Source organism: Alteromonas macleodii ATCC 27126 (genome assembly GCF_000172635.2).
Lineage (GTDB): Bacteria > Pseudomonadota > Gammaproteobacteria > Enterobacterales > Alteromonadaceae > Alteromonas > Alteromonas macleodii.
In genome coordinates, this window is sequence record NC_018632.1 from 2,989,069 (window position 1) to 3,003,041 (window position 13,973).

A 13,973-nucleotide genomic window follows, 5' to 3' on the forward strand; every position below is an offset into this window, starting at 1 on the left:
GTCTTACCCTAATATCTTAATGATTATTGGGCCATTTTTACTGAAATTGCTTCGCCCTTCACCTGTTTTTTTAACATTCTTTTCGTTCTGTCTACCACATCACCCACTAATTGACCGCATGCTGCGTCGATATCATCACCTCGCGTTTTACGCACAACGGTTGTAAACCCATATTCCATAAGCACTTTTGCGAATCTATCAATACGCGAATTGCTTGAACATGTATAAGGCGAACCTGGGTAAGGGTTAAATGGTATTAAGTTTATTTTACTAGGTGTGTCTTTCAATACCTTTGCCAACTGGTGCGCTTGTTCAGTGCTGTCATTGATGTTTGAAAGCATAATATTCTACCGTTACACGGCCTTGGTTCGCTTTAGATTTGGCCAGATAACGACGTACGCCTGCTAAGAAGGCTTCGATATTGTACTTCTTATTGATAGGCACGATTTCGTTGCGCAACTCATCGGTGGGTGCGTGTAGTGAAATAGCTAACGCTACGTCTATTTGGTCACCCAACATATCTAGCGCAGGTACTACACCAGATGTACTTAGCGTAACGCGGCGTTTAGACAGGCCGAAACCGAAATCGTCCAGCATAATATCCATTGCTGGTACAACGTTTTTAAGGTTAAGCAGTGGCTCACCCATACCCATCATTACTACGTTAGTGATAGGGCGTTTGCTTGAGTCTTTTGAAAGACCAAGGAAAGTAGCTACACGCCATACCTGACCAATAATTTCACTTACACTTAGGTTACGGTTAAACCCCTGCTGCGCCGTTGAACAGAAAGTACACTCTAGCGCGCAACCTACCTGTGATGACACGCAAAGCGTTGCACGGTCAGTTTCTGGGATCCAAACAGATTCAACTTCCTGACCACCTTCAAGGGTAAGTGCAAACTTAATAGTGCCGTCGCTCGCTTCTTGAAAGTATGCAATTTCAGGCGCTTTAATTTCGCAATTTTCAATGAGCATCGCGCGAAGGTTTTTATTGAGGTTACTCATTTCCTCGAAATCGCTGATACCGTGCTGGTAAATCCATTTCATCACCTGATCGGCACGAAACGGTTTCTCGCCCATTTCTTTGAAGAAATTGCGCAAGCCTTCGCGATTTAAGTTTAATAAGTTAGTTTTTGCCATGAATAAGATGACCCTTTTACCTTCGAGGGATGCCCCTCTTACTACTGAATACGGTGTAAAAACCAGCGATTCGACTATGTCTTGAACGACATTTAAGAAAAAGAAAAGCGCTGATTAAAATTTGCGCGGATTTTACCACAGATGAGATTTGAGAAAAAGCCGATTTAACGCAGAGAAACGTTAAGTTTGGCAATGCGCGAGAAGCGTGGTTTAGCTTGCCTAAATGAGCGCCGAGCAAAGCAGCATAAAGCGTGCTCAGACGCTCAGAAACAAAAAACGGGGCTTATAGCCCCGTTAATTCTACCTACGTAATCTTAGCGAGTACGTGGGCAGATTTCTTCTTCAGAGAAGAAGTAAGCAATTTCACGTGCTGCTGACTCAGGTGCGTCAGAACCGTGAACTGCGTTTTCGTCGATTGACGCAGCGTAGTCTGAACGCAGTGTACCTGCAGCTGCATCAGCTGGGTTAGTTGCGCCCATGATTTCACGGTTAGCTAGAACTGCGTTTTCGCCTTCTAGTACTTGAACCATAACAGGACCAGACGTCATGAAGTCTACAAGTGCGCCGAAGAAAGGACGCTCTTTGTGTTCTGCATAAAAGCCTTCTGCTTGCTCTTTGCTCATGTGGATCATCTTAGATGCCACGATGCGAAGACCTGCAGATTCGAAACGGTTGTAAATTGCACCGATTACGTTTTTAGCTACCGCATCAGGCTTGATAATCGAAAAAGTACGCTCAAGAGCCATGTTCTCTCTCCAAACAAATAGTGTGTGTATCTTTAAAATTTTGGCCGCGAATTATAGGCAATAAATAGCAGCTTGACCAGAGCCTTTATCAAATCAGATATAAAGTACTGTTTTTATGCGCAAATGTAGAGAAAGGTTAGCCTGTTGGCGATGACAATATGATGACAGCGTACAGATTATTTTGCACAGAACTAATTATCGAGGACTCACCTGCCCCACTGCCTTTACTATGAAACCCTAAAACGGCTTAAAGAAACCAACGCTTAAAAAGTTAAGCGTTGGCTTTTGCTAATTCTTGAATTTTACCCACAATGGCGCGTAAGCCATTGCCGCGGGTTGGCGTTATATGACGCTCTAGGTCTAGTGCTTCAAAATAGCCGTCGATATCAAACGCCAAAATATCTGTTGGCGTTTTGTCATTATAAGCGGCAAGTACTAACGCAAGCAGCCCTTGAACGATAACTGCATCGCTGTCTACGTCAAAGTTGATTTTATTGCCGTCGTAAGACTCCACCAGCCAAACGCTGCTCTGACACCCTTTGACCAAACGCTCGGGTGTTTTAGCATCTTCAGGCAAGCCCGGAATAGATTTCCCTAAATCAATGATGTACTGATAACGCTGTTCCCAATCGTCGAAGAACGCTAAATCATCAATAATTTCGTCACTGCTAGGTAGTTGCATTGCTATTTCCGCTTAATTTGTTTGAAAAATTGTGTGATTAAATTTCACTGTGTGGATGATTAGAAGAACAGGCCTGCTTCAAGCTGTGCTTCTTCACTCATCATATCACGGGACCATGCAGGGTCGAATACAAGCTCTACGTTGACGTTTTTAACATGGGGAACCATGGCAACGCGGTATTCAACGTCGCCAACCAATACTGGGCCCATGCCACAGCCTGGTGCGGTCAGGGTCATATCAATATTAACGCTGCCTGTGCCTTGGTCAATTTCCACTTTGTAGATAAGACCAAGGGATACAAGGTTGATAGGGATCTCAGGGTCAAAGATAGTTTCAAGCGCATCCCACACTTGCTGTTCGCTAATGTGACCATCTTCTGGCGCGTCAAAGCTTAATGTCATCGCCTTACGGCCAATAGCACCTGCATCAGTACCGTCGATGCGGTACATGTTGCCGCGCCACGTTACCGTATAGTTACCACCGAGCTCTTGGGTGATATTCACAAACTCGCCTTCAGGGATCACGGTAGGATTGCCCGCTGGAACCAAGCGCGCTTTACAGTCGCGCTCGGTGGTCACCATTTTTTGCTTCATAAGCTACTTAGTACTCTTTGTTCTACCACTGATGGCCTTTGACGTGGCACTTAGCCAACGTTAAAGCTTTCACCGCATCCGCACTCATCAACCACGTTCGGGTTGTTGTATTTAATGACGCCGTTCACACCTTCTGTAACGTAATCAATTTCAGTATTACGCAGTAGGTCGGTGGCATCTGCAGCAACGGCTACGTTAAGTAGTGGCGAAATTTCAACAATTTCGTCATCGGCTTGCGCACTATCTGCGAAATCAAGCACATAAGCGTAACCTGTACAGCCGCTTACTTTTGTCGATAAACGAATTAACTGACCAGGCTTGTCTTTAAGCTTACTTTCGAAATGCTTAACGGCACTGTCAGTTAGCGAAATGAGCTTTGTACTAGGTACGAAAGTTTCAACACTCATAATGCCTCCTTAGGCCAACATCATTTTTGCTTTTTTAAGCGCAGCAAATAGGCTGTCTACTTCTTCAAGCGTATTGTAAATTGAGAACGACGCACGGGCAGTACCCGGTATACCGAAGCGCTTCATTAGCGGCTGTGCACAGTTGTCACCGGTGCGGATCGCAACGCCTTGTCTATCCAGAATGAAGCCCACGTCCGCCGGGTGCGCACCTTCAAGTAGAAAGCTCAGCACGCCTACCTTGTTAGGTGCCGTACCGATTATCCGCATACCGTCAAACGCTTCGGCCTGCTCTGTAGCATAGGCAAGCAGCTTTTGTTCATGTTCATGCAAAGCATTGACATCAAGAGCACTAAACCAATCTACTGCAGCGCCCATACCAATGGCACCTGCGATGTTTGGCGTACCGGCTTCTAATCGATTTGGCAATGCTCCCCATGTGGCTTCATGGTAGGTCACGTCTTTGATCATCTCGCCGCCTACCTGCCAAACAGGCCAGGTTTCTAGCACCTCTTTTTTGCCCCACAGACAGCCAATGCCCGTTGGGCCGAATAGCTTGTGGCCTGAAAACGCGTAAAAATCACAGCCAATGTCTTGTACGTCAACACCGCCGTGAGCAATGCCCTGTGCGCCATCAACCAGCACCCATGCGCCAACCGCTTTCGCTTTTTCAGTCAGCAGTTTAATTGGGTTCACCGTACCTAGTGCATTCGATACGTGGGGAAACGCCACTAGCTTTGTGTTTTCAGACAGCAGTCTATCGAAAGCGTCTACGTCTAACTCTCCGCTGTCGAAAATAGGTACAACATTTAGCGTTGCACCAGAACGGCGACACGCTTGTTGCCAAGTAACCAAGTTTGCGTGGTGCTCAAGCTCGGTCACCATTACTTCGTCACCTTCGCTTAGTAGCTGTCCAAGACCATTGGCGACTATATTGATGGCTTCTGTGGTGCCGGATGTCCAAATAACTTCTTCACGCGCTTTCGCGTTAATGAACTTTGCAACGCTGGAACGTGCATTTTCGTAACGGCGCGTGGCTTCATCCGATAAATGGTGCGCACCGCGGTGCACGTTTGCATTCGTCCCCGTGTAAAAATCTACTAAGGCGTCGATAACGGCCTGAGGTTTTTGTGTTGTTGCCGCGTTATCTAGGTAGACCAGCGGCTTGCCGTCTACCGTTTTAGATAAAATAGGAAACTGGGCACGAAGTGCTGCAACGTCTAAGCTCATTTCACCTCCATTTGGGCGAAGCGCTCACTTAAAATTGGTGCTAGCCATTCACGGACTGCCGCATTAGGCACGTCATTTATAAGCTCTTGAATGAAGCCAAAGTTGAACATTACCAGTGCTTTACTGCGAGAAACGCCGCGGGTAAGCATGTAATACAAGGCTTCTTCTTCAATTTCAGCAACCGTTGCACCGTGGGCACATTTTACGTCATCAGCATAAATTTCAAGCTCAGGCTTGGTGTTGATAACGCCGCGACGAGATAGCAACAAGTTGCGGTTATTAAGTTCAGCCAATGTCTTTTGCGCATCACGATGAATATGAATGCGACCATTGAACACGGCACGTGCTTTATCGCCTACAATCCCACGCGCGTTTTCTTCTGTTGTGCCATTAGGCATCGCGTGCTCAATGGTGGAGTGAAGGTCAAATAACTCGCCTTCCGCCAGAAGATAAATGGCATTCATTTTTGCATCGGCAAATTCGCCGGCGTGATGAATGTCTACATCTAAACGGGAAAGCTCACTTCCATAGCCCACCATGGTGCTGTTAAGCGTGGTGCGGTTATGAAGTTTGAAGTGGCTGCCGCCTAATTGCTTGGCTTTGCCGGTAAACATAGCAAAACGATAGTGCTCTAGGTGTGCATCATCAGCAAGGTCATATTCAGCAAACGCTGTGGTTAAACTTTCAGTATCGCCAAAACCTTGCTCGATAACAGTAGCACTTGCGCCTTCAGCGACCTTCACCACCACACGCGTATGAGCATCAACATTTTGCGACGCCATGTTCACAATGCGAATTGGCGTGTCAATCCTCGCACCTGCTTCAACATTAATAAATATACCGTGTTGGCACAGCGCATCGTTAACTAGGCCAAACATATGACGGGTTGGTTTAACCTGACCGTATACACTGCTGATTGCTTGCTGCGTGGCAGTATCATCATTATTAAGCGACGTGATGCTCATGCCCGCTGGCACATTTAGCGTATTAACCTGCGTGACCAAGACACCGTCTACAAATACTAGGTCGATAGCATTTAGGTTATCGATAGCGGGTACCGGTAAACTGTCTGCCTGAACCGCTTGCTTAGCTTCACGCTTTTCAACGGGTGTTAGCGGCGTAAAACGCCAGCTTTCGTTTCTACGGGCTGGCCAACCATCAGCTTTTAACTTTTCTAAGGCCTGCTGACGCACGGGCGCTAAGTAATCGGAGATTTGCGCCGCATCAATGACCTGTTCTAGCCATTGACTCATGCTTCAGCCTCCTCGTACGCTTTACCTAGGAATGCGTATCCGCTCTTCTCTACTTCCAGCGCTAGTGACGCGTCACCGCTTTTCACAATTTTGCCGTCGGCAAGAATGTGTACAAAGTCAGGTTTGATGTAGTCTAGGAGACGCTGATAGTGGGTAACAACGATGAAGCTTCGCTCGCCATCGCGCTGGCTGTTAACACCATCGGCAACAACCTGAAGTGCATCAACGTCAAGGCCAGAGTCTGATTCATCAAGAATACAAAGCTTTGGCTCTAGCAAAATCATTTGCATGATTTCGTTACGCTTCTTCTCACCACCAGAGAAGCCTTCGTTTACACCGCGCTTCAAGAAATCCAATGGAAGCTGTACCTGCTTGCACGCTTCTTTTGCTTTCTTTAAAAACTCAGCAGCTGTTAATGGCGCTTCGCCGCGCTGTTCGCGCATAGCGTTAACTGACTCTTTCATGAATTCCATATTGCTTACGCCAGGAATTTCAACTGGGTATTGGAACGCAAGGAAAAGGCCTTCACGGGCACGCTCTTCTACTTCAAGCTCTAATAGGTCTTTACCGTTAAGCGTGGCTTCGCCTTCGCTTACTTCGTAACCTTCACGACCAGATAGGACGTAGCCTAGTGTACTTTTACCGGCTCCGTTGGGGCCCATGATAGCGTGTACTTCACCAGGTTTAACTTCAAGGTTAAGACCTTTAATGATGTTTTTCTCTTCCACGCTGGCATGTAAATTCTTGATACTAAGCATTGATTACCCCACTGAACCTTCAAGACTAATTTCGAGCAGCTTGCCGGCTTCTACGGCAAATTCCATTGGCAGCTCTTTGAATACTTCTTTACAGAAACCGTTAACAATCATAGAAACGGCCTTTTCTGTGTCTAAGCCACGTTGCTGACACAGGAATAATTGTTCGTCGCTCACCTTCGATGTTGTTGCTTCGTGCTCAACAATGGCTGAAGGGTTGCGGCTTTCGATATACGGGAATGTGTGCGCGCCACATTTGTCACCGATAAGTAGCGAGTCACACTCGGTGAAATTACGTGCACCGTCTGCGCGAGGGCCCATTTGAACCAGCCCGCGATAGGCATTGTTACTGTTACCCGCTGAAATACCTTTAGAGATGATGGTCGACTTGGTGTTTTTACCCACGTGGATCATCTTAGTACCGGTATCAGCCTGCTGGCGACCACGAGTAAGCGCTACTGAGTAGAACTCACCTACACTGTTGTCGCCTTTAAGTACACAGCTTGGGTACTTCCACGTTACCGCAGAACCTGTCTCTACCTGCGTCCACGAGATTTTGGCATTGGTATGCGCTACACCACGTTTTGTCACGAAGTTGTAGATACCGCCTTTACCGTTCTCGTCACCCGGGTACCAGTTCTGTACCGTTGAGTATTTAATTTGCGCATCGTCCATTGCCACTAGCTCAACCACTGCCGCGTGCAGCTGGTTTTCATCTCGCTGTGGTGCAGTACAACCTTCAAGGTAGCTTACATAGCTGCCTTCATCAGCAACAATCAAGGTACGCTCGAACTGACCGGTGTTCATTTCGTTAATACGGAAATAAGTAGAAAGCTCCATTGGGCAACGTGTGCCTTTTGGAATATAGACAAATGAACCGTCAGTAAATACAGCGCTATTAAGCGCAGCAAAATAGTTATCTGTGCGCGGCACTACCGAACCGATGTATTTCTTTACAAGGTCCGGGTACTTCTGTACTGCCTCAGAAATTGGGCAAAAGATCACACCCGCTTCTTCAAGCTTATCACGGAACGTAGTAACAACCGATACCGAGTCGAATACCGCATCTACTGCTACGCCTGCCAGCATTTCCTGCTCGTGTAGAGGAATGCCCAGCTTTTCATAGGTGCGAAGTAGCTCAGGGTCAACTTCATCTAGCGACTTAGGCTTATCTTTCATACTCTTTGGTGCCGAGTAATAAGAAATGGCCTGATAATCGATTTTCGGATAGTCGACATGCGCCCAATCAGGCTCTTCCATTTCTAGCCATGCATGATAAGACTTCAAACGCCATTCAAGCATCCATTCAGGCTCGTTTTTCATTGCTGATATGCGGCGGATAACCGACTCGTCCAGGCCGCTTTCAAACGTTTCCGATTCGATTTCTGAATAGAAACCCGCATCGTACTTTCTTTCTAACGCCTGTTCGATCTGTTCACTCATGTTGGGATCTCACTTGTTTGCCTGCATTTGCTGCCACTAACCTTTCTATTTAACTGGCAAATAAATCACCCCACGGTCTTGGTAATTTATATCGACTTTCAACTTCAACAACGTCATTTATTTGGGTTTACGCCCAAAAGAGTTGCCAAAACTGCCAGTTACATTGCGGACAGCCTAAAATTTTGGTGCCGTAGTATATAATACCCGACTATTTCACTCAAATATTCAGCCATTAATTTATGGCCACTTACGCGTTTTAAACGCTTCTTAAAGGTCCATTTCCTTCAAACGCGCATTAATTTTCTTCCACATTCACTAAAATAAAAAAGAATGCGCTAACACTAACTACGCTTTGCCTACTACAAAAAACCGCGCTCAACGACGGTATAGGCGTTTATGCTGAAACCGCTTGGCGTAGTCTTGTGGTTACATCCACTACTTTTTGTATTACGTAATCGATGTCTTCTTGGGTCGTAAAACGCCCCACGCTGAATCTAATTCCTGCATGCGCCAATTCATTGCTGCGGCCAATCGCTTTTAACACATACGAAGGCTCTAAACTCGCTGACGTACATGCCGACCCTGAAGATACGGCAATATCATTTAAGCCCATCATCAAGCTTTCGCCGTCTACACCCGCAAAACTCACATTTAGAATGCCTGGGATTCGCTGTGTGGCGTGTCCGTTTAAATAGACATCGTCGAGCTGCTGAAGGCCCTGCCACAGCGATTCACGCAGCGCTAATATGCGCGCACTGTCCTCTTCCATTTTTGAGGAGGCTAGCGCGATGGCTTCACCCATTCCAACAATTTGATGGGTGGCTAATGTACCCGACCGCATGCCGCGCTCGTGGCCACCGCCATGAATTTGTGCCACCAGATTAATTTTGGGACGGCGACGCACATATAGTGCCCCCATACCTTTCGGGCCGTATATCTTGTGCGCCGATATAGACAGCAAATCTATAGGAAGCTCAGCTAAATCAATGGCAATTTTGCCCACACTTTGCGCACCATCCACATGAAAAAGAATGCCTTTGTCACGACAAAGCTGGCCAATAGCTTGAATGTCTTGGATAACCCCAAGTTCATTGTTAACGTGCATCACCGACACCAAAATAGTGTCGTCGCGCAACGCATTTTCAAGCGCATATAAATCAATTAACCCGTTCGACTGTACTTCAAGATACGTAACCTCAAAGCCTTGGCTTTGTAAGTACTCACAGGTATCTAAAACCGCTTTGTGTTCGGTATTAACGGTAATGATATGTTTGCCTTTATTGGCATAACCTTGGGCGACGCCTTTTATAGCAAGATTGTTCGATTCAGTGGCCCCCGAAGTAAAAACAATTTCTCTAGGGTCGCAATTAATCGCGTCGCTGATTTGATTTCTAGCAACATCAACCGCTTCTTCTGCCATCCAGCCGAAGCGATAACTACGAGAAGCTGGGTTACCAAAGTTGCCATCCAGCGTTAGGCATTTTGCCATTGCCTCGGCCACACTTGGGTCTACCGGTGTTGTTGCTGCGTAATCTAAATAAATGGGTGTTGATAAAGCCATGCGTTACTCAATACCAATTTAAAGTTGAATACTAACTTCGATATCTTTGGTGATATGACGAAGTGATGCATTACCGTCTTGGCGGTCGGCTACTTCTTGCACATCACGCTTTGCCATTAACTCGCCCAACGTAATTGAATTCAAAAACGCCGCAATGCGATCACTTAGGTCTTGCCACAAGCTGTGCGTTAGGCAGCGATCGCCGCCTTGACAGTCTGCTTGTCCTTGGCAACGTGTCGCATCAATGGACTCGTCGACGGCGCGAATGACTTCGCCTATCGCAATTTTGCTTGCTTCACGGCCTAACAAATAGCCGCCGCCAGGCCCGCGAACGCTGTCTACTAATTGCTCTTTACGCAATCGAGAAAAAAGCTGTTCAAGGTAAGATAAAGAAATTTCTTGTCGTTCTGAAATGTCGGCAAGAGGCACTGGACCACGCTTTGAATGCAAAGCGACATCAAGCATTGCGGTAACCGCATAGCGCCCTTTCGAAGTGAGTTTCATTGGATTCTCCCGCCGTTTTATAGTGCGGGAATTTTCACATACCCGACTAAAATGGTCAAGTATAAGACCCAGTAAATTAGTCAGGTATTATTGATTCGATTCATCGCTTTTTTGTATCAGGACTTTCGTTTCGTTTAAGCACCATCCTATTAAGCACTATTAGGCGCAAAATTTGCGCGGAAAGGTCTGCTAATAAAAGGCGATGAATGGCTTATTTGAAGGGTAAATAATATTGGCGACCATAAGCGCTATTTGTTTGCATTTAAGTGAATATGAGCAAGAATACTGTCTGCTATCCGATGTGATTGAACGGTATCAATTTGATGGCGCAACCCACGCAACACTTGATGTTTAGCACCTGATATAGCTCTAGCTGTTGCAACACCGCCACTGGGATGCACCATGTGATCAACATCTCCGTGAATCACTAATGTTGGAGCTTTGACATTTTGAAGCATTGGCGTTCGGTCCCCGGATTTCATAATAGCACCGATTTGCCGGAACATCGCTTTTGCATCACTTTTGCCACCATTGCGCTGCCATGCCAAACGCGCGTACTGATGCCATTGGTTTACGGCTCCGTTTGCAGCTACATCGCCAATATGCGTCATCATTGCCTGATAGTTTTTTACTGCGTCATTTTCGTTCATTGGCGCTTTAGCTCTTGCCATTCGCCATAGCGTTGAATAAGAGGGTTGCCCTACGCGGCGATTTCCTGTCGTCGAGAAAATAGACGTCATAGATATCACTTTTTCAGGATGCAGACTTGCGAGGGTCTGTGCAATCATCCCTCCCATAGACATTCCTGCGATATGTGCGCTTGTTATATTTAACGCCTCTAACAACTGTGCAGTATCTTCAGCCATCCGCTCAAGTCCATATGCACCTTTCGGCGACCTTCCTCTTAACTGCTGTAATAGGCTGGGATGCGGCGTGTCGCTGCGTACTGACCTTCCTGCATCACGATTGTCAAAGCAAATAACGCGAAATCCACTAGCAACTAAACGCTCAATAAGCGCGTTTGGCCAATAAACCAACTGAAGGCCTAAACCCACAATAAGTACAATGGTATCGGTATTTCCGACACCATGTTCGGCATAGCAAAACCTATCACCGCTTTTAAGCGTTACGTATTGCTCATGATGCTGGGCTAAACTCATTTAAAGCTCTCGTGATTTAATAAAAGTAAGTGTGCGTCTATTAAAATTTCTATTCAAACTTAAGCGCTGGATCGTCTACACGGCCTTTCCGAAAAATTTTCACGTCTTGTGCATAATTGAACGACATAGACCAAGGAAACTGCATGCCTTGACGTGGCAACTGTTCTAAAGAGCGTTGGATGTAGCCAGCGCCAAAGTTTAGCAACGGTTGTGTTTCCATATTTGGGTCTGCTACAGGTGTACACTGTGTAAAGCCGTGCTCTTCCATATGATTGAGCAATCGCGTGAAATGTTCACATAGAAGGCCAATTTTTAGTGTCCACGATGAAGCTGTATAGCCCACCGCAATAGCAAAATTAGGCACGCCACTGAGTAACATACCTTTATACGTAACACATTCTGGAAGCGAAATAGCTTCACCATCAATTTTTGGCACTATTCCTCCTAAAGGCAGAAGGTTTAATCCAGTGGCTGTTACTATAATATCTGCTTCAATATGCTGGCCCGAATCAAGTTTAATGCCCGTTTCAGTAAACGTATCTATAGTATCTGTTGCAACCGACGCCTTACCTTTCGAAATCGACTCGAATAAATCTCCACCCGGAACTGCACACAGTCGTTGCTCCCAAGGATTGTAAGGTGGGTTAAAGTGTATATCTACTGGATATCCTTCGGGTAACATTTTTGCATTAAGACTGCGTATTATTTTGCGCGCACGATGCGGAAAGCGCTGACAAAATGCGTACACCCAACGCTGTTTCGCTATGTTAAACCAACGCGCAGCTTTAAACGCTGTATCCTCGCTAAACCACGCGCGTAAATGTTTTGCGATTGGGTCATCTACGGGAACAGGCAATACGTAGGATGGCGTTCTTTGCAGCATAGTCACGTGCGATGCGCTTTTCGCTAGTGCGGGAACCAGCGTTACCGCCGTTGCACCGCTTCCGATTACCACGACGCGTTTGTTTTCGTATTCCAGATCTTCAGGCCAATGCTGTGGATGTACAATCTGACCGTTAAATTGTGATTGCCCTTTGAAATGTGGTGCATAACCTTTATCGTATCGATAATAACCCGAAGCGTTAAATATCCATCTGGCGGCAATGTGCTCGTGCTGCCCACTCTCTTCTGACTTTAACGTAACCCGCCAATAGTGTTTATCGCTTTGCCAATCTATATCTACCACACGAGTTAAAAAACGTATGTGCTCTTTAATACCGTTTTCAGCCGCGGTTTCTTCTACGTAAGCCTTTATTGAACGACCATCAGCAATGGCCTTTTTCTCTTTCCAAGGTTTGAATTCGTAGCCAAAGGTGAATAAATCAGAATCTGAGCGTATTCCCGGGTATTTGAATAAGTCCCATGTGCCGCCCAAATCACCGCGGGCTTCTATAATAGAATATGAAAGGTCAGGACATTTTTTTTGAATGTGGTAGGCGCAGCCGATACCCGAAATTCCGGCTCCAACAATTAGTACGTCGAGTAATGGCGCTGTTTCTTGCATAACGTCCCTGAAAAGTGATGATCAACCTTTCATCTCAATGTATGTTGGAGTTATGCATGAGTCAATGTGCTTGTTAATGTAGTGTAAAAACAAGCCTTTGTGAATATTTACTATATAAGGGTGAAGGTTCTCGGCCTTAGCACCCGAAAATAGTATGCGGAATTAGAGTTAAATAGCGGGGTCGAAAGAAGAATGCGCCTTCTCTCGCTCTTGGGTTTCCGTTAGGTCGAAACCCGTTTCTGCGAAATCTTCAGCGCTAATATTGTGTAAATTATCGGTACACACATCGCCACCTAGTGACTGAATGACCTTGCACATCTCTTCCACTTTGGTGTCCATTTGGTGCATATGCTCTAGCATTATGCCCATCGCATTGGCCACAGGATCAGGGTTATCTGGCGCGACAGCATAGGCATCAAAACCATATTTCTGGGCAATTTTATCTCGCTCAGGGTTTACCGACGCATTCATCTCTTTTTGCTTCGAGATAATGATACGACCCGGGATCCCCACCGCCGTAGCGCCATCAGGAATATCTTTTACGACCACAGAGTTAGACCCTACTTTAGCGTTTTCACCTATAATAATAGGCCCTAACACTTTAGCACCAGCCCCAACTACAGCGCCTTTTTTAAGGGTTGGGTGGCGCTTACCTGCTCTCCAGCTAGTGCCTCCAAGAGTAACGCCGTGGTAAAGGGTGACATCATCGCCAATTTCTGCAGTTTCACCAATAACCACACCCATACCGTGATCGATAAATACCCGTCGTCCTAACGTGGCACCAGGATGAATTTCAATCCCCGTAAGCCAACGGCTAAAGGTTGATAAACTGCGTGCCAACCATTTCCATTCAGCCTTCCATAGTTTGTGACTGATGCGATGTAGCCACACTGCATGAAGGCCAGGATAGTTAGTTAGCACTTCAAAGGTGTTTCTGGCCGCTGGGTCGCGATGAAAAACACCTTGAATATCATCTTTTATACGGGCGAACATAGTGT

Annotated in this window: 13 protein-coding genes and 1 pseudogene; all 14 read right to left on the minus strand. The window is 46.2% G+C overall.

The window, feature by feature from the left end; genetic code table 11:
• Positions 1-23 precede the first annotated feature (23 nt).
• The 14 genes and pseudogenes from rlmN to cysE all read right to left on the minus strand — a co-directional run bounded on the left by rlmN (position 24) and on the right by cysE (position 13,968).
• Positions 24-1,140 (minus strand): annotated as a pseudogene (gene rlmN, locus MASE_RS12825) (dual-specificity RNA methyltransferase RlmN).
• Positions 1,141-1,454: 314 nt separating this feature from the next.
• Positions 1,455-1,886: a nucleoside-diphosphate kinase gene (ndk, locus tag MASE_RS12830; protein ID WP_012519000.1), complete on the minus strand. Its 432-nt coding sequence runs from the start codon at positions 1,884-1,886 to the stop codon at positions 1,455-1,457.
• 271 nt (positions 1,887-2,157) lie between these two features.
• The gene (locus tag MASE_RS12835; RefSeq protein WP_014950170.1) at positions 2,158-2,568 is read right to left on the minus strand and encodes a SufE family protein; all 411 of its coding nucleotides are present in this window, start codon (positions 2,566-2,568) and stop codon (positions 2,158-2,160) included.
• A gap of 59 nt (positions 2,569-2,627) precedes the next feature.
• Entirely contained in the window at positions 2,628-3,161 is a 534-nt protein-coding gene (sufT, locus tag MASE_RS12840; protein ID WP_014950171.1) for a putative Fe-S cluster assembly protein SufT, read from the minus strand.
• A gap of 50 nt (positions 3,162-3,211) precedes the next feature.
• A complete protein-coding gene (locus MASE_RS12845) occupies positions 3,212-3,568 on the minus strand; it encodes a HesB/IscA family protein (RefSeq protein ID WP_014950172.1) in 357 nt (118 codons plus the stop codon).
• Positions 3,569-3,577: 9 nt separating this feature from the next.
• Positions 3,578-4,795: an aminotransferase class V-fold PLP-dependent enzyme gene (locus MASE_RS12850; RefSeq protein ID WP_014950173.1), complete on the minus strand. Its 1,218-nt coding sequence runs from the start codon at positions 4,793-4,795 to the stop codon at positions 3,578-3,580.
• On the minus strand, positions 4,792-6,048 hold the full coding sequence (gene sufD / locus MASE_RS12855; RefSeq protein ID WP_014950174.1) for a Fe-S cluster assembly protein SufD: 1,257 nt from the start codon (positions 6,046-6,048) through the stop codon (positions 4,792-4,794). The genes MASE_RS12850 and sufD overlap by 4 nt, the downstream gene beginning before the upstream one ends.
• Positions 6,045-6,806, minus strand: coding sequence for a Fe-S cluster assembly ATPase SufC (gene sufC / locus MASE_RS12860; protein WP_014950175.1), 762 nt, complete (start codon positions 6,804-6,806; stop codon positions 6,045-6,047). Before sufC ends, sufD begins: the two co-directional genes overlap by 4 nt.
• Before the next feature lie 3 nt (positions 6,807-6,809).
• The gene (gene sufB / locus MASE_RS12865) at positions 6,810-8,246 is read right to left on the minus strand and encodes a Fe-S cluster assembly protein SufB (RefSeq protein WP_014950176.1); all 1,437 of its coding nucleotides are present in this window, start codon (positions 8,244-8,246) and stop codon (positions 6,810-6,812) included.
• A gap of 394 nt (positions 8,247-8,640) precedes the next feature.
• The gene (locus tag MASE_RS12870) at positions 8,641-9,807 is read right to left on the minus strand and encodes an IscS subfamily cysteine desulfurase (RefSeq protein WP_014950177.1); all 1,167 of its coding nucleotides are present in this window, start codon (positions 9,805-9,807) and stop codon (positions 8,641-8,643) included.
• 18 nt (positions 9,808-9,825) lie between these two features.
• On the minus strand, positions 9,826-10,311 hold the full coding sequence (gene iscR / locus MASE_RS12875; RefSeq protein ID WP_014950178.1) for a Fe-S cluster assembly transcriptional regulator IscR: 486 nt from the start codon (positions 10,309-10,311) through the stop codon (positions 9,826-9,828).
• Positions 10,312-10,559: 248 nt separating this feature from the next.
• Complete coding sequence (locus tag MASE_RS12880) at positions 10,560-11,471, minus strand: alpha/beta fold hydrolase (protein WP_014950179.1); 912 nt, start codon at positions 11,469-11,471, stop codon at positions 10,560-10,562.
• A gap of 49 nt (positions 11,472-11,520) precedes the next feature.
• Entirely contained in the window at positions 11,521-12,975 is a 1,455-nt protein-coding gene (locus tag MASE_RS12885) for a flavin-containing monooxygenase (protein WP_014950180.1), read from the minus strand.
• A gap of 168 nt (positions 12,976-13,143) precedes the next feature.
• On the minus strand, positions 13,144-13,968 hold the full coding sequence (gene cysE / locus MASE_RS12890; RefSeq protein WP_014950181.1) for a serine O-acetyltransferase: 825 nt from the start codon (positions 13,966-13,968) through the stop codon (positions 13,144-13,146).
• Between the last annotated feature and the right edge of the window lie 5 nt (positions 13,969-13,973).